Annotated in this window: 21 protein-coding genes and 3 pseudogenes; 10 read left to right on the top strand and 14 right to left on the bottom strand. The window is 67.2% G+C overall.

Annotation, left to right across the window (positions count from 1 at the left end):
* Both ABIB26_RS22590 and ABIB26_RS22585 read left to right on the top strand, forming a co-directional pair.
* The coding region (locus tag ABIB26_RS22590; protein ID WP_354248326.1) for an alpha/beta fold hydrolase at nt 1-788 on the top strand (788 nt) is incomplete at its 5' end.
* Nucleotides 789-972: 184 nt separating this feature from the next.
* On the top strand, nt 973-1,497 hold the full coding sequence (locus ABIB26_RS22585; RefSeq protein ID WP_354248325.1) for a redoxin domain-containing protein: 525 nt from the start codon (nt 973-975) through the stop codon (nt 1,495-1,497).
* Nucleotides 1,498-1,769: 272 nt separating this feature from the next.
* On the opposite strand, the gene ABIB26_RS22580 is transcribed toward ABIB26_RS22585, so the two are convergent.
* Complete coding sequence (locus ABIB26_RS22580; protein ID WP_354248324.1) at nt 1,770-2,069, bottom strand: RskA family anti-sigma factor; 300 nt, start codon at nt 2,067-2,069, stop codon at nt 1,770-1,772.
* A 392-nt stretch (nt 2,070-2,461) separates the two neighbouring features.
* Here ABIB26_RS22580 and ABIB26_RS22575 point away from each other — a divergent pair, with 392 nt between their 5' ends.
* Complete coding sequence (locus ABIB26_RS22575; protein ID WP_354248323.1) at nt 2,462-3,109, top strand: methyltransferase domain-containing protein; 648 nt, start codon at nt 2,462-2,464, stop codon at nt 3,107-3,109.
* A 16-nt stretch (nt 3,110-3,125) separates the two neighbouring features.
* Here the strand turns inward: ABIB26_RS22575 and ABIB26_RS22570 are convergent, their stop codons facing one another.
* The 3 genes from ABIB26_RS22570 to ABIB26_RS22560 all read right to left on the bottom strand — a co-directional run bounded on the left by ABIB26_RS22570 (nt 3,126) and on the right by ABIB26_RS22560 (nt 5,744).
* On the bottom strand, nt 3,126-3,599 hold the full coding sequence (locus ABIB26_RS22570; RefSeq protein ID WP_354248322.1) for a hypothetical protein: 474 nt from the start codon (nt 3,597-3,599) through the stop codon (nt 3,126-3,128).
* A 41-nt stretch (nt 3,600-3,640) separates the two neighbouring features.
* Nucleotides 3,641-4,852: a molybdopterin-dependent oxidoreductase gene (locus ABIB26_RS22565; RefSeq protein WP_354248321.1), complete on the bottom strand. Its 1,212-nt coding sequence runs from the start codon at nt 4,850-4,852 to the stop codon at nt 3,641-3,643.
* 205 nt (nt 4,853-5,057) lie between these two features.
* On the bottom strand, nt 5,058-5,744 hold the full coding sequence (locus tag ABIB26_RS22560) for a hypothetical protein (protein ID WP_354248320.1): 687 nt from the start codon (nt 5,742-5,744) through the stop codon (nt 5,058-5,060).
* Here ABIB26_RS22560 and ABIB26_RS22555 point away from each other — a divergent pair.
* A pseudogene (locus ABIB26_RS22555) lies at nt 5,692-6,024 on the top strand (hypothetical protein); the annotation flags it as partial. The gene ABIB26_RS22560 and the pseudogene ABIB26_RS22555 sit on opposite strands and share 53 nt — an antisense overlap.
* A gap of 86 nt (nt 6,025-6,110) precedes the next feature.
* Here the strand turns inward: ABIB26_RS22555 and thiC are convergent.
* The 7 genes and pseudogenes from thiC to fadE16 form a co-directional block, all read right to left on the bottom strand.
* Nucleotides 6,111-7,648 (bottom strand): annotated as a pseudogene (gene thiC / locus ABIB26_RS22550) (phosphomethylpyrimidine synthase ThiC); the annotation flags it as partial.
* A 448-nt stretch (nt 7,649-8,096) separates the two neighbouring features.
* Nucleotides 8,097-8,825 (bottom strand): glycosyltransferase family 2 protein, encoded by a 729-nt coding sequence (locus tag ABIB26_RS22545; protein ID WP_354248319.1) that lies wholly within the window; start codon nt 8,823-8,825, stop codon nt 8,097-8,099.
* A gap of 222 nt (nt 8,826-9,047) precedes the next feature.
* A complete protein-coding gene (locus ABIB26_RS22540) occupies nt 9,048-9,428 on the bottom strand; it encodes a hypothetical protein (protein ID WP_354248318.1) in 381 nt (126 codons plus the stop codon).
* Entirely contained in the window at nt 9,425-9,982 is a 558-nt protein-coding gene (locus ABIB26_RS22535; protein WP_354248317.1) for a TQO small subunit DoxD, read from the bottom strand. Before ABIB26_RS22535 ends, ABIB26_RS22540 begins: the two co-directional genes overlap by 4 nt.
* A gap of 241 nt (nt 9,983-10,223) precedes the next feature.
* Entirely contained in the window at nt 10,224-11,219 is a 996-nt protein-coding gene (locus tag ABIB26_RS22530; RefSeq protein WP_354248316.1) for an Rv1681 family radical SAM protein, read from the bottom strand.
* A 14-nt stretch (nt 11,220-11,233) separates the two neighbouring features.
* Nucleotides 11,234-11,917 carry a phosphate/phosphite/phosphonate ABC transporter substrate-binding protein gene (locus tag ABIB26_RS22525; RefSeq protein WP_354248315.1) on the bottom strand — a complete coding sequence of 228 codons (684 nt, stop codon included), beginning with the start codon at nt 11,915-11,917 and terminating at the stop codon, nt 11,234-11,236.
* A gap of 10 nt (nt 11,918-11,927) precedes the next feature.
* Complete coding sequence (fadE16, locus tag ABIB26_RS22520) at nt 11,928-13,049, bottom strand: Rv1679 family acyl-CoA dehydrogenase (protein WP_354248314.1); 1,122 nt, start codon at nt 13,047-13,049, stop codon at nt 11,928-11,930.
* 465 nt (nt 13,050-13,514) lie between these two features.
* Between fadE16 and ABIB26_RS22515 the strand changes: the two genes are divergently transcribed.
* Nucleotides 13,515-13,679, top strand: coding sequence for a hypothetical protein (locus ABIB26_RS22515; protein WP_354248313.1), 165 nt, complete (start codon nt 13,515-13,517; stop codon nt 13,677-13,679).
* On the opposite strand, the gene ABIB26_RS22510 is transcribed toward ABIB26_RS22515, so the two are convergent.
* Nucleotides 13,661-15,091, bottom strand: a complete 1,431-nt coding sequence (locus ABIB26_RS22510; protein ID WP_354248312.1) for a dihydrolipoyl dehydrogenase family protein — start codon at nt 15,089-15,091, stop codon at nt 13,661-13,663. The two genes, ABIB26_RS22515 and ABIB26_RS22510, sit on opposite strands and share 19 nt — an antisense overlap.
* A gap of 148 nt (nt 15,092-15,239) precedes the next feature.
* Here ABIB26_RS22510 and ABIB26_RS22505 point away from each other — a divergent pair, with 148 nt between their 5' ends.
* The 5 genes from ABIB26_RS22505 to ABIB26_RS22485 all read left to right on the top strand — a co-directional run bounded on the left by ABIB26_RS22505 (nt 15,240) and on the right by ABIB26_RS22485 (nt 18,166).
* Complete coding sequence (locus tag ABIB26_RS22505) at nt 15,240-15,848, top strand: class I SAM-dependent methyltransferase (RefSeq protein WP_354248310.1); 609 nt, start codon at nt 15,240-15,242, stop codon at nt 15,846-15,848.
* A gap of 153 nt (nt 15,849-16,001) precedes the next feature.
* A complete protein-coding gene (locus ABIB26_RS22500) occupies nt 16,002-16,454 on the top strand; it encodes a hypothetical protein (RefSeq protein WP_354248309.1) in 453 nt (150 codons plus the stop codon).
* Entirely contained in the window at nt 16,451-17,239 is a 789-nt protein-coding gene (locus ABIB26_RS22495) for a Crp/Fnr family transcriptional regulator (protein ID WP_354248308.1), read from the top strand. Before ABIB26_RS22500 ends, ABIB26_RS22495 begins: the two co-directional genes overlap by 4 nt.
* On the top strand, nt 17,236-17,535 hold the full coding sequence (locus ABIB26_RS22490; RefSeq protein WP_354248307.1) for a DUF427 domain-containing protein: 300 nt from the start codon (nt 17,236-17,238) through the stop codon (nt 17,533-17,535). Before ABIB26_RS22495 ends, ABIB26_RS22490 begins: the two co-directional genes overlap by 4 nt.
* A gap of 82 nt (nt 17,536-17,617) precedes the next feature.
* Nucleotides 17,618-18,166: a carboxymuconolactone decarboxylase family protein gene (locus tag ABIB26_RS22485; protein WP_354248306.1), complete on the top strand. Its 549-nt coding sequence runs from the start codon at nt 17,618-17,620 to the stop codon at nt 18,164-18,166.
* A gap of 294 nt (nt 18,167-18,460) precedes the next feature.
* Here the strand turns inward: ABIB26_RS22485 and ABIB26_RS22480 are convergent, their stop codons facing one another.
* Together ABIB26_RS22480 and ABIB26_RS22475 are read right to left on the bottom strand one after the other, a co-directional pair.
* The gene (locus tag ABIB26_RS22480) at nt 18,461-19,141 is read right to left on the bottom strand and encodes a haloacid dehalogenase type II (protein ID WP_354248305.1); all 681 of its coding nucleotides are present in this window, start codon (nt 19,139-19,141) and stop codon (nt 18,461-18,463) included.
* A 103-nt stretch (nt 19,142-19,244) separates the two neighbouring features.
* Nucleotides 19,245-19,604, bottom strand: a pseudogene (locus tag ABIB26_RS22475) (oxidoreductase dimerization domain-containing protein); the annotation flags it as partial.
* Nucleotides 19,605-19,698: the final 94 nt, after the last annotated feature.

Genomic DNA, 19,698 nt, shown 5'->3' with positions numbered 1-19,698 from the left:
CCCCCCCCCCCCCCCCCCCCACGGGCCGGCCGGTTGTCCTCATTCATGGGTGGCCCCTGTCCGGGGAATCCTTCGCGGCCCAGGTCCCTGCCCTGCAGGCTGCTGGCTACAGGGTGATCACCTATGACCGTCGGGGCTTCGGACGTAGCGACAAGCCCCGCTCTGGCTACACCTACGACACCCTCACCGAAGACCTGCACGCCCTCCTCGAGGCACTCGGGCTCACTGATACGACCCTCGTCGGATTTTCCATGGGCGGCGGTGAAGTAGCCCGCTACTTCACCAAGTACGGTACCGACCGGGTGCGCAGCGTCGTTTTCGCCGCCGCCGTCCCCCCGTACATGATGCAAGGCCAGGACAACCCGGACGGGCCGCTCACCAAGGACGCAGCAGCCGGGATGACTGCCGGCCTGACGAAGGACGAAGACACCTTCTACGACGATTTCACCCGGCAATTCTTCTCCGTCAACGGGGAGCTTAAAGTCACCGAGCAGCAGCGTCAGGAAGCCCTCCAGCTCTGCAAGCAGGCTGACAAAAAGGCGGCACTGGCCTGTCTGGAAGCTTTCGGCACCACCGACTTCCGCGACGACCTGCCCACGGTCACCGTCCCGGCCCTCGTCCTGCACGGCGACGGCGACGGCACCGTGCCCTTCGAAGGATCCGGTGCCCGGACCCACGCAGCCCTGCCCGGCAGTGACCTGCGCGTCCTTCACGGCGCACCGCACGGCTGCAACGTGAGCCACCCCGAGGAGTTCAACCAGGCACTGCTGACCTTCCTGCAGAAATAGCGTCCCAGCGCTACAGCCAAACATCACGGCAGCGAGAACAGGGTGAGGCGACCACGAGGGCGCCTCACCCTGTGCCAAACGTTCGTTTCAGCGACCCCCTGAACACTCCCTCCTGGACCGTAACAGCCTGGGCACGACCGGAACCGTAGGGAATTACCGGGAGCCGTGTCTTGTTGCCGAGGCCATGACACTTCTTCCTACACAGCCAGCACCTGACCTCTCCCTGGCCCTGGTTGGCGGGGGAACTACCGATGATTTGAAGCTGGGTACCGGAGCCGGCGGCCGTTTCAGCCTGGTTGTTTTCTACCGGGGCCTGCATTGCCCGATCTGCCGTAAACAGCTGGCCGAGATCGACAAGCGCCTCGGGGACCTGAGGGCGGCCGGTATCGGCCGGTCCGTTGCGGTCAGCATGGAAACACAGGACCGAAGCACCCGGATCGTGGATGAGTGGTACCTGGCCAGCCTCCCCGTGGCCTATGGCCTGAGCGAGGATTCCGCCCGGTCCTGGGGTCTGAACCTGTCTCAGGCGATCAAGGACGGCGAGCCGGACCTCTTTAACGAACCGGGCATCTTCATCCTGGACGAGGACGGGACGCTGTTCTGGTCCAGCACCGCCACTATGCCCTTCGGCCGGCCGTCCCTGGACGATGTCATCGCCGGGGTCCGCTACGCCCAGGACCATGACTACCCGGCCCGCGGCGCCGCCTGAGACATCGCGTCAGGGGAGTCCGGCGGATGGGCGGGGCCGCCCCTGCGCCGGGTTCCACAGTGGTTCGCGTTGAATAGAGAGGCAATACAACCATGAACACACACCCCCGGTGCGGCGCGACCAAGTCGAGGTCGCGGGGACCGCGCCCAAGGCAGGGTGGCGGCAGGAGAATGTCAGCTGGTGATGGGTGTGCAGCGGGCACGGCCACGCCGGCAGATGCCGCCCGCCGGGGCGTGGGTACAGGTGGCGGCTCCCTGGCAGGTCGGCAGTTGTCAGGGGCCCGGTTGTGGGACGGGAAGCCTGGCGAGGATTTTTCGGAGCAAGTCCGGTGGGGGTTCGGCGTCCAGGGATCCGTAGGTCAGCGTCAGGGCTTCGTGCGTTTGTGTGACCCGGAGGGCAAATCGGCCCCGAAGTGCTTCGGGGGCGGATCGGAGAAACTCATCGACGGCCGATCGGCCCTGGCTGCCGAGAGCGCCGACTGCATACAGTTCGGCGAGATCCAGGAGCCGGCCGCCGGCCAGGTCCTGGATGATGTCGTCGCTGAGTGCATCCGGTCGGTGAGCATCTGTCATTGTTTGCCACCCGGACAGGGCTCTGGGGCCAGTCGGGACGCCATAAACAGTTCCGCCGGAGGGTGAGAGGCTGTTGGGGACGCCCGGGGAACCGGATGATTGGTGAGTCGGGGTGTGGCCATGTGCCGCGTCCCGCCGTCCCGTTGGTGTCGATTGGTTCCTATGGTTATTCGGAGGCTGACGCCGTCGGGATGGGATCCGGGGACGGCGCCTTCGGGCGACGAGGGCCTTGAGCGGTTTCTTGCAGGCGGGGACGTGTTGCGTGGGGAACGTCTTCGCGGGTGCAGGATCCTCGGACTGCCCTGTGGGATATCCGTCGGCCGGAGACTTGTTCCAAGCCGCGGGCCCGGTCCGGAGCCCGGCGGCAACGAAGGACAGTTATGAGGGAAACGGTGACTGTTGCGCTCCACCCCGGATCAAAGGCGGGGGTATTCGGGTACGGGGCCGGTGAGCCGTATGCCCGTGCGCTGCGGCGTGGCGGCGGCAGCCTCACGCTGCGTCCGGAGAGCGGGGAACCGGGTGCCGCCTCCGGTGCTGGCGTCGTGCAGTTCGATGTCCTGGACTGGTGCGCGGAGGCCAGCGCAGTTGAACTGCGCCTGCTGCAGGGCCTGAACGGGCCGGTGCTCGATATCGGGTGCGGTCCGGGGCGGATGTTGTCCGCGGCACGGACCCTGGGGCTGGGTGCGTTGGGTCTGGATACGAGCGCGGAGGCGGTGGCACTGGCCCGGGACCGCGGGGTCCGGGCCCTGCATCAGTCGGTGTTTTCCGGTGTTCCGCTGTCCGGGTCGTGGCAGTCGGTGTTGTTGCTTGACGGCAATATCGGTATCGGCGGAAACATTGCCCAGTTGCTGGGCCGGTGCCGGCAGCTGGTCGCGCCCCGGGGACGCTGCTGGTCGAAGCTGACCCGGACGAGGACGCCGACGCCGAGTACCTGGCCGTACTGGAAGATGGTGGCGGGAACCGGAGCGAACCGTTTCCCTGGGCGAGGACGGGCCCGGCAGGGCTGGCGTCCCGGGCGTCGGCGGCCGGCTGGGCGGTGACGTCGGTACAGTCCGTTCAGGGCCGCGTCTTCTGCCGGCTTTCCCCTGTGCCCGCACCGGTGCGTCCGGACCGTTCAGAGGAGTAGATCGCGGCCGCCGCGGTGAGGGCAAGAACCGTCCAGAACCAGAGGAGGTGTCCGGCGTAGTCGGCTTCCAGGACGGTGGTGTTGCGGGCCACGGACTGTGCCTTGAGCAGGATTCCGGTGATCAGGGTGACGACGGCACCTGTCATGAGGGCCCCGCGCAGCACCGCGGCGGAGACGGGCCGTAATCCCGAGCCCAGGCGGGTCAGTCCGGCGCCGGCCAGGGTCGAGAGCGGCACAATGACGCCGTCGTGGAGTAGTACGGCGACGGCGAGCCATGTCAGCAGCCCGACGAGCTGGGAGGGGCCGAGCTGGGTGGGGAGGCCGAGCAGGCCGTAGCCGGTCAGCCCGGCACCTGCCACGCCGAGGGTTATCCGGACTGCTTTGACGGTTGTGGCTGTCTTCACGGATCGGTCCGAAGTGAGGGGCGGGGTTTCCTCGGGCGGGGTCACAGGACCTCCACGGATTCTAGCCATTTGGTTTGGAGGACGCCGGGGCGTCCGGGGGCGATGATCCTGGCGGGATAGCCGTGGTCCAGGTCCAGGACGGCGCCGTTGAGTTCCAGCGCGACGAGTGTGCGTTCGTCCCGGGCGTATTCCGCCGGCATGGACATGAGTCTGTACGCTCCCTCGGGTTCAAGGCTGGTCACCCGCAACGCCGAATCCGGCGGTGCCCCGACGGCACCGAGCAGGTCCCTCATCGTCACGCCGCGCCACTGGGCCATCTGGCTCCAGCCCTCGACGCAGGCAATCGGGAGCTCCTGGCTGGTCTGAGGGAGCGCGCGGAGTTCGGCCAGGCTGAACTTCCTGCTGGTTCCGTGGTGGATGACGGTCAGGGACCAGTCCCCGGCACGGGCAAGACCGGCCACCTTCGCGTCGGCCGCGGTCCGGTTGACCGGGACCGATTGCGGCCCGGTGCCCATTTTGCGGGGGGCAAACAGGTTCAGGGGGCCGAGCCAGGAAAAGGACTGTCCGGCGGTGGTGATTACGAGCGCAGCTGTGCCCGCCCCGACGCCGGTAAGGAAGGCCCGCCGGGACCACCGGCCCGGCGTTGCCGTGGCTGCCGGCCCGGTGTGGGGGGCATCTGCCCCGGCGCTGACCGCTGGACCCGCCAGTGGAGGGGCTTCGATGGAACGTTTGCGCCAGTGAGCCGTGATGGACGGAAGTTTCACGCCGATGTGCAGCAGGAGTGAACCCCAGATGACCCATGCCAGCCAGTAGTGGGTCTCGCGGAAGGGGAAGGGCCAGGGATACCACTTGTAGGTATTGATCAGCCCGGTTGTCAGCTGAAGCAGCGAGGAGGCGATGAACAGGGCGATCGAGGCCCGTTCGAGGCCATGGGTGACCGATTTGACCGGCGGCCACGTGAGCAGCTCCGGATACACGGACCACAGCTTGGCCAACAGCAGCGGAATGGACGCGATCCCGGTGGTGACATGGATCCCCTGGGTGAGCTGGTAGATCCAGACAGGGCTGGTGGGGAAGAACATCCAGGAGGGAGGATTCTGCAGGCCGTGGCTGAACAGCCCGGTCAGGAAGCACACCGTGAAACTCAGCCCGAGCCAACGGCCCAGGACGACCGTGAGCCGGGTGCTCCGCGTCGGGGAGGCAAAACGGGCGGCGAGGGCCTTCGTCAGCCTCTGCGGGTCGGGCCTTTGCATGCTTACATCACACCACTATTCAGGATCAGGCGGGGGACAGAAGACCCCGGAAATTACTGGAAGCCGAAGGAAGAGCTGCTTTCAACCGGGTGAAGAATCCCGGGGCGGAGTAGTGACGGAAAAGTGCCGCGGCCCTCCAGTGGGGAAGGAACCGCGGCACGTTCCTGCCGGTGCAGACCATGTCTCCGGCAGGTCTTGGCGGTTGTTACTTGGTGTTGACGGTGATTTTGGCGATGCCGACGAGCATGTCGGCTTTCACGGCGTCGGTCTTGAAGGTTTTGTTCAGCAGGCCGGCGGCGGTGTCGGAGATCAGCACGCGGGTGCCTTCCAGGATGGCGGTGTCGCCGGCCTTGGCGAGGGGCTTGAGGGTGGAGCCGTCGAGGTTGAAGATGTAGGCCTGCTTCGCGGCGGTCGTGCCGTTGACCGCGACGTCACCGTAGAGCTTGGAGGTGCCCGGGTCGATGGTGAAGTTGGTCAGGTCGACCTTGGTGTCCCCGGAGGTCAGGGAGAAGCCGGAGCCGGCGTGGCTGATCAGGCCCTGGACGTAGGGGCGGTAGTCCTTGGACGGGTCGTAGTAGTCGACCTTGCCGCCGGTGATCGGGAAGATGAGGGAGCCGTCGGTGAGTGCGGCGGTGCCGATCACGCCGGGGGTGAGTTTGAGGGTCTCGAGGGCCTTGGCGAAGGACGCGTCGAGCTTGACCGCGGTGGACGTCCCGGTCAGGGCCGGGATGGAGGCCAGCGGCTTGGGCGCGGCAGCCGCGGCGGAGGAGGAGGCCGAGGCGGTGCTGGCCGGGGCCGAGGAGCTGGAGTTGGACGGGCTGCAGGCGGCCAGGGAGAACATGAGGGAACCGGCGGCGGCGATTCCGGCGAAAGTCTTGAGGGAGGTGCGCATGGGAATACTCCTTGAAGTCGTGGTCCTGTCCCGTTGCGGCCGTGGTGCGGGCCGTGGATTTTTCACCGGGGCGGGTTTTTTGTCTGTCAGGAGTACTTCGGCATCCACGCCGCCCCGGATGGGTTCCAGGAATACCGTGACCATTCCGTTACGCTGTGTCCCGGCAGATGCTGCCTCGGGTCCGGGGCCGGTCAGTGCCGATCTGGAGGCCGGTTACGGCGACCCGGGGGAGACCGTGCGGCGGGCGATCGGTGCAGGGATCGTCGGGGCCAACCTTGAGGACCAGATGCGCCCGCTGGCGGAGGCCGTGGAGCAGATGGGCGATGCCCTCCGGGCCAGGCAGGGGCGAAGAGATCGATTTCGTCCTCAATGCCCGCACGGACGCGTTCCTCCTCGGACAGGACAGGGCCCCGGGGGAGGTCCTGGCTGGTCCCTGATGTCCTGGGAGAGCCGCATGGAGCAGAACTTCGGTCCGCACATCGAACAGAAGTGCGCGGTCTTGGCCGGTTCGGCGGGCAGGGTCTCGTCGTGGAACGCCTCGGCTGTGGCCGGGTCCAGGGAGAGAGCGAACTGGTCACGCCAGCGGAACTCGAACCGGGCCCTGGACAGGGCGTCGTCGCGTTCGTGGGCGCCCGGGTGGCCCTTGGCCAGGTCGGCCGCGTGGGCCGCGATCTTGTACGTGATCACTCCGGTCTTGACGTCGTCCTTGTTCGGCAGGCCGAGGTGTTCCTTGGGCGTGACGTAGCAGAGCATCGCGGTGCCGTAGCGGGCGATATCCGTGGCGCCGATCGCCGAGGTGATGTGGTCATAGCCCGGTGCAATGTCGGTCACGAGCGGGCCGAGTGTGCAGAACGGCGCGCCGTCGCAGAGTTCCTGCTGGCGTTCGACATTTTCCCGGACCAGGTGGAAGGGGATGTGCCCGGGGCCTTCAACCATGACCTGCACGTCGTACTTCCACGCCCGCTTGGTGAGCTCGGCCAGGGTGTCCAGTTCGGCGAACTGGGCCGCGTCGTTGGCGTCCGCCGTCGCACCGGGCCGCAGCCCGTCCCCGAGGGAGAACGCGACGTCGTACTTGGCGAAGATCTCGCACAGTTCGTCGAAGTGCGTGTAGAGGAAGTTTTCCTGGTGGTGTGCGAGGCACCAGCCGGCCATGATGGACCCGCCGCGGGACACGATCCCGGTGACCCGGTTCGCGGTGAGGGGGACGTAGCGCAGCAGCACGCCGGCGTGGACGGTCATGTAGTCCACGTCCTGCTCGCACTGTTCGATCACGGTGTCCCGGTAGATCTCCCAGGTCAGGTCGTTCGCCTCGCCGTTGACCTTCTCCAGCGCCTGGTAGATCGGCACCGTGCCGATCGGGACAGGGGAGTTGCGGATGATCCATTCACGGGTGGTGTGGATGTTATCGCCGGTGGAGAGGTCCATCACAGTGTCGGCACCCCACTGCGCGGCCCACTGCAGCTTGTCCACTTCCTCGGCAATGGAGGAGGTGACAGCGGAGTTGCCGATGTTGGCGTTGATCTTCACGAGGAAGGCCTTGCCGATGATCATCGGCTCGGATTCGGGGTGGTTGATGTTGTTGGGGATGATGGCCCGGCCTGCGGCGACTTCGCTGCGGACCAGCTCCACAGCGCAGTTCTCCCGCACTGCCACGAACCGCATCTCGGGGGTGATGATGCCTGGCGTGCGTAGTACATCTGGGTGACGGTCCTGCCGTCGAGGGCACGGCGGGGCACCGGCTGTCCACCCTTCCACTCAGCGGACGCGGCGCCGCGGCGCACGGCGGACTTCCCGTCGTCGAGCAGGTTCCGTTCCCGGCCGCCGTAGGGCTCGGTGTCGCCCCGGGATGCTATCCATTCGGACCGGAACGGCTCCAGACCGATTACCGGGTCACTGCCGCACCCCAAGGCATAACGGCCGCGGAGACGGAATGCCGTTACTACCGGGGTGGATGATGACTGCTGTTCCCCGGACGGACCCATCTCCGGAAGCAAGCCCAGCCACGGGCACGGCGCATAACCGGATCATCCGCTCCGATGCTTCCCGTCCGTGGTCGCCCAGAGGCTGCCGTCCTTCGGCCTGGGGAAATTCAGTAGCGGCGAACGGGATTGGCCTGGTTCTGGGGCTTGGGGACCAACTCGCGGAAGAGTAGCGCCCAAGCCATTGTCGGTTCGCATACGGCTGTAAAGCATGCCATGTCCGGGCCAACGCAACGCCTACGGACGTCCGGGTGACTGCTCAGGCTGAACAAGGCGAACTTCCCATCGCCGTAAGGGAAAGCCACTCCAACTTGGTCATATTGATGCCTAGCGCTACTTTTCCGCGCAGTGGTCCTCGACCCCCATATCGCTCTTATGCTTCTTCTTCGGTGTCTCTGACGCTTGGGGCAGCTCCGCCCCGACAGAGGTGCCGGGCGCTCCTGAGCTGGGCTGACATGTCCCGGAGGGCCGTGATGGTTCCCCTGATGGTTCCTGTGATCTTGGACTTTCCCGTACGCGGAAAGTAGGTGATGGGCAGTTCGGCAATGCGCCACCCGTGCCTGTGCGCTGCGAGGAACATTTCCAGGGGATAGCCGCTGCGCCGGTCCTGCAGCCGCAGGGAAACCAGGCCCTCCCGGCGGGCCGCGCGCATGGGACCGAGGTCGGTGATTTTTTCCCCGGTGAGACCCCGCAGCCGCCAGGCAAGCCAGACGTTGGCGATCCTGGCGTGCACCGGCCAGGACCCGTGCCTCGGCTGCCGGCTGCCCAGGACCAGATCGGCCGTTCCGGACAGGACTGGTGCCAGCAGCGTCGGCAGCTGCGCCGGGTCCATCGATCCATCGCAATCACAGAATGCCACGTAGTCAGCGGTCGCGGCCCTCAGGCCCGCATGCGCCGCCGACCCGAAGCCGCGGGTTCCCTCCCGGACCACCATTGCACCGAGTTCAGCAGCCAGCTCGGCGGACCCATCCGTTGACCCGTTGTCGGCCACGATGGCCCGGTATCCCTGGGGAAGCCGGGAGAGCACCCAGGGCAGGGCGCCCCGTTCGTTGAGGCATGGCAGAACAACGTCGACACTTGCTGCGGATCCTGATTCGTCCACCCTTTGACGGTAGGCCCTCGGACCGGTCCCGACTACAGGCAAACCGTGTGAACGCCGACAAATGGTTAGACCTCGCGCTTTGCCCGGCTCTTGCCGGCTGGTTCTCGATGCCTCGGGCACAGCGGAGCCTTCGGTCCTGACCGGCATGGACCTGCGGCCGGGCGTTAAGCCGGTCAGGACCCGGCGGCCTGCCTGTCCGCTCCGGTGGGCGTTCGGTGTTGTTCAGATGTCGGGTTTGTTGCCGGCGAGCATGGTTCCGATGTAGGCCATGCCGAGTCCGGCCAGCAGCGCCGCCGTTCCGACGCTGCCGATCAGCCCGAACCACTGTCCGTAGGTGACCAGGCGGATGAGGCCCAGGACGATCATCACTGCCCCGACACCAAACAGTATCGGGCGCGATCCGAGCGTGGTCCCGGCGAAGCCGATCAGGGCAAGAACGAGAAGAACCACCGCTTGTACCGGATTGACCGGCACCAGCTTGAGCGGGTCATAGTCGATGAGTGCGAATACGGCGCTTGCCGCGGTGACGGCACTGAGTATCAGCGCCCGGCGACGGGTCCGCTGATCCAGTCCGGCCCGGGGGGTGCCGCGGAGACCGGTCATGACGCCCTCAGCGCCCACTTGGCCAGGCGGTTCGACGAGGTCCGCCAGCGCGGACGGAGCAGGCCGTCGAGCCCCGCCGTCCGGCCGGCGGCCGTCGCAAGCAGCACGGCGTGCACGGCGAGCATGAGGTAGTAGGACCAGTGCCACTCGTTGGGTGCGTTCAGGACCGACATGGTGATCGCCAGCGCCTGTAGGATGCCGATCGCGGCCCAGAACCGGGTGAGCAGGCCGGCGAGCAGGAACGCGCCGAGGCTGAACTCGACCAGCAGAGTCGCATAGCCGAACAGCGTGAAGTTCGGTAGCACGACGTACTGGACCAGCCAGGAGAACGGCGGCACGACCGGGTGTTCGACGGCATAGCCGGTGAACTGGAAGAGACCCGTATGGTCGTTGCGGCCGAAGTCGGGGGGAATCTTCCAGCTGACGTTCTGGATCCACAGCAGGGCCACGGCAATTCGCAGGCCGGCGATGACGGCACGGGCGGCCCTCCCGGCATCGAGTCCCTCGTCGGCTGCCGTACCGCCCGTCGTCGTGGGTTCAGCCAGATCAGACACGGCAGGATGCCTTCGCCTGTTCTCCCGGAAGGGTGTTGGTGCAGCGGGCGGGCTCGGCCGGCCATCCCGCTCGTCCGCCGTGTGTACGGGCGACCGGTGCCTCGACGTGGGGGGTCATGGCTTCATGGTAGACCCGGTCGGGTCCTTTGGGGACCCGGTGGATCTTACGGGCGGCGGACATCCGGTGCCTGCGTACCGGAAGCCGGTCTGTCCGAGGACAAATCCGGATTTTGGAGCCTGGCTACGCGCAGGGGAAGAGTCTGGCGGCGGCGCCGGCTGCAGCCCATTGCTCGGCGAAGAGCCGGTAGACCTCGCTGAGCGCCGGCCCCAGGGGCTCGATCTGCGTGCTGACCAGGGCCCGGTCATCTGTCGCGGCGACGGGGTGCCAGTACACCCCGTCGGCGGTGACGGTGACTTCCGGGACAAGTGTTTCGCGGCTGAACTGGACCCCGGTGTCGGCGGCACCCTCCTGCGCGACTGGACGGATGACCTGGTCCGCCCGGGGGATGCCCAGCCCGTCGAGGAAATCGTGCAGCGCGGCCAGGTCCGTCGCGTGCGGCGAGGCGATCGTGGCAGCCACCCGGACCCGGAAACCCTCCCCGAGCGCGACGCCGACGCCGGCCACCGCCCGGGCCCAGCTGCCGGCACCGCGGTGCCCATCGTGGATCTCGGGGGTCGGGGAGTCCAGGCTGATCTGTAGGGCGAAGTCCTCGCGCGGCATGGCCCGCAAGGAACGAAGCCCCGGCCCCCGGAACAGCATGCCGTTGGTCAGCAGGGTGGTCGGCAGCAGCCGGACACAGTCTGTGACAATGCGGGCGATGTCGGGCAGCAGAAACGGTTCTCCGCCGGTGAGACACACCTCGTGGACGCCCCAGTCGGCGCCGGCCCGGACCAGGCGGGCGATCCGTTCGACGCCGAGCTCCCGGCGCTCGGCCCGCGGTGAGGACGCGACACAGCAGTAGTCGCAGGCCAGGTTGCAGTGGAAGTTCGTGTACAGCCAGAGCCGGGCCCCGGGCAGACGGTCCGGTCCCAGCGTCACCGCCGGGTCGGGCAGGCGGCCGCGGCGTACGAGGACGGCGCCAGCGTCGGCGGGTGAGGTGGAGATGAGGGTATTGCCCGTTCGTTCGCACCAGCGTCGGACCAGGTCAAACTCGGCTGCTGAGCTTATGGTTACCGCACCGGTGGCACCCTCGGCCAGGGCCCCGGCCATGCGCATCAGGTCCAGGATTACCACCACTTGGTCACCCCCTGTTACTCGACGGCGGCGAACAGCCCGGCGTAGCCGTCGAGTTCGGGCCGGACCCAGCGGTGCAGCCCCTCGAGCTCCAGGATCCGGCGGTGCTCGGGCCGTTCCCAGTCCATGGCCAGCAGTGTGTTCACCCACGGCTCGTAGCGTTCGGCGGGCAGGGTGTCCAGGGCGGTGAACATGCAATGGCAGTACGGTTCGGTCTGCCAGACCGCCTCCAGCGCTTCGGGCATCAGCTCCCCGCCGCCGATGCCTTCCCAGGTGGTGATTCCGATGGCCGCGATGTCGGCCTCGCCGGCGAGTACCGCGTCGATGGCGTCCAGCTCGCTGCGCCCGGTATCACCGTGCTTGCCGATGTCACTGTCGAACCGCGTCACCTCCAGCCGGTCGACGTCCGCGCCGGTCCGCGCCAGATAGTACAGCGGCAAGATGGCGGCCTGCGCCGAGTCCGCCGAGCCCAGGGCCAGCCGGCCGCCGGTCTGCAGGACAGTGCGCACATAGGCCAGATTGGTGTTCCAGGCAATGTCGACCTGTCCGGCCCGCAGTGCCTCGACCTGGCGTCCATAGTTGGAGAACAGTACGAAGTCCATCGGAGCCGGCGACTCCGCGAAGTACTCACGGATGCCTTCCCAGATGGGCACCACATTCGGGGTGTAGGCCACGGCCCCGATCAGCAGCTGCTCGGACATCTTCACTCCCTTAGAACAAAGGCAGGCCGGTGATGGCTCTGCCATAGAAGTCGTAGAGCGCGTCCGCCGTCGGCGCCATCACCGAACCCGCCCGCGCGTCACGGAAGGCCCGCTCGACGGGCAGGTGCTTGGAGAACGCCGCACCCCCGCAGACGCGCATGGCCGCGTCGGTGATCTCAAGCGCAGCGTCATTGGCCGAGGCCTTCACCCCGAGCACGTGCAGCATCGTCTCTTCCCCCGGGGCTGCCACGCTTCCCGCGGCATGGGCCAGATAGGCACGCTGCGCTGCCAGGCTGATGCCCATCCGGGCGATCTGGGCCCGGATGGTCGGCAACGCGGACAGCGCCTGGCCCAGGTGTTCCAGGCGGGCCGCGCCAACGTGCTCGACGGCGGCCCGGGTCGCAGCAGCCGCCAGTCCGAGCGAGACCGCCGCGTTGCCGAGGTTGAACCACGGCAGCACCGTCTGCATCATCAGCGCGAACCCCGCCGCCGGCTCACCGAGCCGGTACCCGACCGGGATGTCGACGTCGACAGTCATCGGTGCAGAGTCGTTGCCGCGCAGCCCCAGCCCGCGCCAGGGACCTGCAACGCCCAAACCCGCGGCGCCTCCCGGAACGGCATACAGGTCCACCTCACCCGGCACACCCGAGGGCGCACCGGTCGAGACCACATAGACATCGGCGTGGGCGGCTGACGTCACCCAACTCTTGTCAGCACGCAACCGGACCGTATCCCCATCAGTGGTCGCCGTCGAGACAGGCGCCCAGAAATGCGACCGGGATCCCCGCTCACTGAAGGCCAACGTGCCCAATGTTGCCCCGCTCGCCATCCCGGCCAGCAGGTCGGGCAGATCCGGAGGCGGCGCGGCCGCAATCGTGACCGCGGCGGCGGCATGCATCAGATAGATCATCGCCGTTGAACCACACGCCTCCGCCAGCGCGCAGACCACCTCCGTGAACACCACCGGCCCGGCGCCGGCACCGCCGGCCTCGACGGGCAGCACCAGCCCCAGCAGTCCGGAAGCCCGTAACTCCGCGACCGCCTCAACGGGGAACACCCCGTCGGTGTCCACCCTCTCGGCGTTCTCCCGCGCGACCCTGACGACATCCTCCAATGCCTGGCTGGTTGACACTTGGCGCATCATTTTCCGTCCGTCGGGCCCACGCGGGCAGGGCACGTGCCAGCCAAGATCTGCCGATCAGGGTCACGGCCAGCACCCCTTGAGTATCCACGCCGCCCGGGCCGCTGACCAGAGGCGAGACCTTACGGTTCCCGAACGCCCGGGCGCGGCCGCCTCACCGCCGGTCGTGGGTCACCATCAGGATGGGTGGCTTTGGGCGCCAGCGACGTGATCGGCTGCCGGGGCAGGAAGCGGAAGAGCACGGGCTCATTCGGTGGCAACCTCGCCGGACTCTTCCAGGCCATCAGCCCCTGCCTGCTCATGAAATATGGCATGAATGGGCTGCGACGATCGATAGACCGTTAGCGTCGGATATTTCACTAATTCACAAGCCCCTACTACATCAACGGCACAGCGTTCCTGGCGTTCTCCTCCATCGCCGAAAAAACCGGCCGCCAGCTCCGGGACGGCCGGTCATTGTCGTTCCTGGGCGGGCTGAGCGAAGGTGTCGAGACCGTGGCCGTGCACAGCCTCTGGCTGATCTTTCCGGGCGCCGCGTGGGAAATCGCATCCGTCCGGGCGCTGCTGGTCATGGCCAGCAGCGTCCAGCGGATTATCGCCGGCTACCGGTCCCTGCGGTGAGGCGAGGTCTTGTCCAGCCAGCGGCGGCGGAACCTGACCAGCCCCGTCATGGCCCGCCGGACCACCGGAGAGGCCAGACGCTCCCGGACATCGGCGACGGCGGCATTCCACACACCGTCCGAAAAAGTGGGGTAAGGGTGGGTCGTCCCGGCAATGTCGGACGTTGTCATCCCCTTCTGGACCGCCAGGGTCAGCTCGGAAAGGGATTCCCCGGCCCGCGGACCGACGATCGTGCCGCCCAGGATTTTTCCCCGCCGGTCCACGATGAGCCGGGTGAAGCCTCCCGTCGTGTCTTCGGTTACGGCCCGGTCGACGTGGGTGTGACGGACTGTCCTGGCACGGTGCTGCAGGCGGTTATCGGCTGCGGTAAGCCCGACGGCGGCCACCTCCGGGGAGGTGAACGTCACCCGCGGCACGATGCCGCTGACCCGGCGTTTAAGCCCGAGCACCGCGTTGGAGGCCGCCACCGACGCATGGACGCCAGCCAGATGGGTGAACTGGGGGTTCGCGGTCACGTCTCCCGCGGCCCAGATGAGCGGGTTGGAGGTCATCATCCGCGAATCCGTGATGACATGGCCGTCCTCGTCCAGCCGTACCCCGACCCGTTCCAGGCCAAGACCCGCGGTGCGTGGGGAGCGTCCGGTGGCCAGGAGAACGACGTCGGCGTCCACATCAGCGCCGTGCGCAAGCCGGAGCCGGGATCCGGCATCCGTGGTGACGGCGTTCTCGACCGTGGAGTTCTCGAGGATGCGGACACCGTCGGCTACCAGGCTGTCCCGGACGAGGCCGGCGGCGTCGGGCACCTCCTTGGGGAGGATCCCGGAGCGGACGATCATGGTGACCTCGGATCCGAGGCGGGCGAAGGCCTGCCCGAGTTCGCAGGCGACCGGGCCGCCTCCCACAATGGCCAGCCGCGCCGGAAGGGCATCGAGTTCCCAGATCGTGTCCGAGGTGACAGTCGCCCCGGGGGCCAGTCCCGGGATGCCGGTGCTGACCGGTGCCGCGCCGGACGCGATCAATGCCTGCCGGAAGCGGATCGTTCTGCCGTCAACCTCGGCCACCCCGGGGGTGCGGAACGTCAGGGTGCCCGTGATGACCTGCACGCCGGCGGCTTCGAGTGCCGCAGGGGAGTCGACCGGTTCGATCGTGCTGATGGCGGCGAAGATGCGCTGGCGCACCGCGGCGAATTTCGGAGGTTGCCCGGTCAGCGCGCGCACGGTCCTGGCGTGTTCGGCTGCCGACAGGAGGGTCTTGGACGGGACGCAGCCGGTCCACAGGCAGTCCCCGCCGGTGCGGGCCTGCTCGACCAGAAGGGTTCGTGCGCCGAACCCGGCCGCCGTGGTGGCACCTATGATTCCGGCCGTCCCGCCTCCGACCACCAGGAGGTCTACGATCGGGTTCTCGACTACCATGATGGACTCCTGGTGGTGTTGTTGAATGCCGGACAGTGCGCCTGCCGCTGTGCTTTTGTCCGCCAACCGCGTCGCTGCGCCGGAACAAACCTGAAGGAGCCCCTCCATCCGCGACAAATACACGCTGTTTGCCCCGTTCTACGACCTGTTGTCGGGCGAATATCCTGTCTATCATGCCGGACGGGCCCTCGGCATCGATGCCTTGGCGCCCGCGGCGGGCCAGCAGGTGCTGGACATCGGATGCGGAACGGGGCTGAATTTTTCGCTGCTGCAGGAGCGCATTGGTGCCGCCGGGACCATCGTCGGCATCGACCGCAGCGCCGGAATGCTCCGCCAGGCGCGGCGCCGCGCCGAGGCCCGCGGCTGGCAGAACGTGATCCTGATCCAGGCGGACATGGTGCTGCTGGACCCCCGGTCAACCGCCGCCCGCATCCAAGCGAGCGGGGGCTCGGCGGTCTCCGATGCCGCCCTTGCGACCTACTCGTTGTCCCTCATGGGGGACTGGCAGCAGGCCTGGACGAACACGACCGGACTGCTCGCCACGCATGCGCGGGTCGGGGTGGTGGATATGCAGGACCCGGAGGGATGGGCGCGGTGGCTGACTCCGCTGGCACGGCTGGCCTGCGCACTGGGAGGATCCGACATCACCGCCGCCCCCTGGCGAGCCGTCGAGGAACGGTGCGTCGACGTCGTGCGTGCCTCGGCCCGGGGCGGGCACCTCCAGATCCGAGCCGGAAAGATGATGCATGACGGGTGAGCCCCCGCCCGGTTCACCTCCTTGGCTTCACCGTGGCGCCGGGCGCAGCTCCCGATGTTTATCTGCTGTGTAGTGCAGATTACTGAACGGCGTCCCGGCCCGGCCATACGTTGAAGACGTCAGCAAAGAACTCTTCGATGGAAGGTCGCCGTCATGGCTTCTGCATCAGCTCTTTCCCGTCCCACGGCCGGCACCGGCGTTGGACGGCGCGTTCTGGCCGGGGCCGCCGGAGGCATCGCCGGCGGTATCGTCTTCGGCGTGCTCATGGCGATAATGGGCATGCTGCCCGTCATCGCGTCCATGGTCGGCTCCACCTCGGCCGTGGTCGGGTTCGGCGTCCACCTGATGATTTCGGTACTGATCGGGCTGGGCCTGACGGTACTCTTCGGCAACCGGTTCCTCACCGCGTATGGCCGCGGCGCCCTCGTCGGGCTCGGTTACGGGGCCATCTGGTGGGTCCTTGGGCCGCTGATGATCATGCCGGTCATGATGGGCATGCCCCTTTTCGCCGTTGACCTCACCGCCCTGATGAGCCTCATGGGCCACATGATCTATGGCGTTATTCTGGGACTGGTGGCGGTCCGCGTCCTGAAGAGCCGGGCATGACCGATACCTGCCGGGTCGATGTGGCGGCCACCGTCTCCGGAGACCTGCGACCGTGGGCCCCGCGGCAACGAGAGGCCGACCCGCTCATGGCAGAACCCACTGACCCGTTCAGTTGTTTGAATGAAGTTGATCTGTTCGCTGATCTGAGCGCACAGGAAATCGAGGCCATGGACCTCATGGCCCCGGCCCGGCTGTTCCGCCGCGGGGAACTGCTGTTCAGCCAAAGCCAGCCCGTCAAGGCCCTGTTCATCCTCAAGTCGGGCCGGGTGCGTATTTTCCGGGTCGCCGAGGATGGCAAGGCCCTGACCATGGCCATCCTGGAACCGGGCGCGGTGTTCGGGGAGATGATGCTCGTGGGCCAGCGGATGTATGACAACTACGCCGAGGCCATCGAAGACGCGGCGATCTGCCAGCTCAGCGTGGAAGAGGTCGAACGGTTCCTGCTCTCGGATCCGCGCATCGCCATCCGCATCTCCCGGCTCCTGGGCGAACAGGTCGCCCGCCTCGAAGAACGCCTGACAGATTTGGCGCTGCGGCCGCTGGCCGCCCAGGTGGCGTCCACCCTGCTCAAACTCGGTGACGCCGCGGGGCCGCCGCGCTTCGGGCAGGCCCGGACTATCCATCTGACCCACGAACAGCTCGCCGGTCTCCTCGGGGCCTCACGGGAGGCCACCAGCAAGATCATGGGTGAGCTCACGGCCAAAAAGGCCATCCGCCAGGGCCGCGGACGCATCGTCATCCAGGACCGCGACGTCCTGCGCAAACTGGCCCGGAGCACCTCATGATCACAGCCACGTTCCACGGACAGGTGATCGCCCGCTCAGAGCAGACTGTCTATCTGGAGGGCAACCACTACTTCCCCGCGGAGTCCCTGGTGCCGGACACGCTTGAAGACAGTTGGGTCCGGACCCTGTGTTTCTGGAAGGGTGTTGCCCGCTACCACCACGTCCGCGCCGGGGGCCACCGGGCACCGAACGCCGCCTGGTCCTATCCCCGGCCAACACCCCTGGCCCGGATGATCAAAGGCCACGTCGCCTTCGCCCCCGGCGGGGGCGTCATCGTCAGCGACGACCATCCCTGACCGTGCCCCTGCGCGTCGGTTGGCTTCTTCCCCGCCCAAAGTTTTGTCCTGTCAATCAATCCAGAGATAAGTGAGTACCCGCATGCCACGCATTCCCGCCCACACCCTAGCCACAGCACCTGAAGCCTCCCAACCGATCGCCCGGAAACTGGAGCAGAAAATGGGCAAGCTGCTGAACATCCACGCCGGCATGGCACACTCCCCGGTCGTGATCGCCTCCTACGAGGGGATCTCCGCCGCCATCGCGGCACACGGCAGCTTCGACGCCCGCACCCGCGAAGCGATCGCCCTGGCCGTCGGAAACCAGAACGGCTGTGACTACTGCCAGGCCGCCCACACCCTCTCGGCACGCCGGGCAGGGCTGGACGATGAGCAGATCCTCGCGGTCCGCGCCGGTGAAGTGGACTTCGACGACAAACTCGAAGCGATCACCGGTGTCGCCCGTGAAGCCGCAGCCAGGACCGGGAACGTCTCCGACGCGACCTGGCAGGCGGCCCTTGACGCCGGCTGGAGCGCCGAAGAGCTGTCCGAGGCGTTCGCCCACATCGCGGCAAACCTGTTCACCAACTACTTCAACCACTACGCCGGAACCGAACTGGACCTTCCCGCAGTCCCGGAACTGACCGTCTGACACGCCGCGAGTCGGCAGGAGCAGGCGTCTGCTCCCGTCTGCTCCACGCTCCCCGGCGCCTTCCACACGGCCCACGTAACTTCGGGCTAAAAGCACCGAGGTGCTGAACAAGGTATCACGGACCCTGACCACCGGTGATCTGCTGAGACTGAACCAGGACGTCTCCGGCGACCGCAAAATAAACCCCCGGCACGCGGCCGCAGCCTGGCTCAAAGACGAGGGATTCACCCATAGACCACGGGGCGGGCGCTGGGCCGGGGCATGACGGCCGCGATCCGGCGTGCCCGGTCCGCATCAGCCCGCTGTAGCCAGGGCCGTCGGAAGGTCGGGCAGGGAAGTAATAGTGAATTCCGGGGCTTCGAAGTGGCCCGGATAGGCTGCCCCGGTCCTGTTCAGCCACGCCGTGCGCAGTCCCGCGCGGGCCGCGCCGTGGATGTCCCACGGATGGACAGCGACCAGCAGCATGCGCCCAGCATCAGTCCCGGCGGTGGTGGCGGCGTATTCGTAGGAGGCCCGGGCAGGCTTCCACGCGGGGGCGTCTTCGACCGAGAGCAGCATCTCGAACGCGTCCCGGATCCCTGCTGTCGTGAACAGCTTCCCGGCGATCCGGGCCGGGCCGTTGCTGAGTGTGATCAGCCGGAACCCGGCAGCGGTGAGTGCCCTGATCCCCTCGGGGACGTCCGGATGCAGTCCGAGGCCGGTCATGCCGTCCATGATGTGTTCGACCGCCGCGTCCAGGTCACGGTTAAGCTCCACCCCGGTGAGCAGCCCCCTGAGTGCTTCTTTCCCGATCCCGGCGAAAGAACCGTTGTCCCCGCTGGCGGTGAGTGCGAACCCGTCGCGCAGCAGCGTGGCAAACCAGAGCCTGGCAAGTTCAGCCGGGGCCCCGGCCTCGCTGAAGCGCGCCCCCATGGGGGACATATCGGAGAGGGTTTCGTTGACATCAAAAACGATGACTGACGGTGCAGTATTCATGGATTCTCCTTGTGCTGAAGTGTTGGTGCCCAGAGACGGTCGGTGAGTTGGATGAAAGTTAGTGTTCATGGCGGGTCTTCTTCCGGTGTGGAGGGGCAGGGGGTCAGGAGGCGCAGCAGGAGAGTTTGGAGACGTCAATGGTGTAGGACTGGGCGGCGATCTTGATTCCTTCGGCCATGGTCAGGTAGGGGCTCCACAGGTTCGCCACCTGCTCCACGGTCATCCCGGCTTCCAGGATGTAGACCCCGGCCGCGGCCAGGTCCCCGGCGTCCCTGGCGACGGCGGTGATCCCCACGATCCGTCCGGTGCCGGCGTCGGCGACGATCTTGATGAGGCCGCGGGTGTCACTGTTCACGAGAGCCCGGGGGACGTATTCCAAGGGCAGGACCCTGCACTCGCACCGGATGCCGGCCGCGTTGGCTTCCCGGTCGGTCATCCCGACCGCGGCCAGGGCCGGGCTGGTTGCGCACGTCAAGTTTCTGAGACAGTTTCATCGTTTTATTTCGGTTACGCTGCCAGGGATTCCTGGTCGCGGATCTGGTGGGCTGTGAGGGCTG

It is taken from the genome of Arthrobacter sp. UYEF20 (assembly GCF_040546335.1).
Taxonomy (GTDB): Bacteria; Actinomycetota; Actinomycetes; order Actinomycetales; family Micrococcaceae; genus Arthrobacter.
This window is presented reverse-complemented; position numbering and strand designations above follow the sequence as displayed.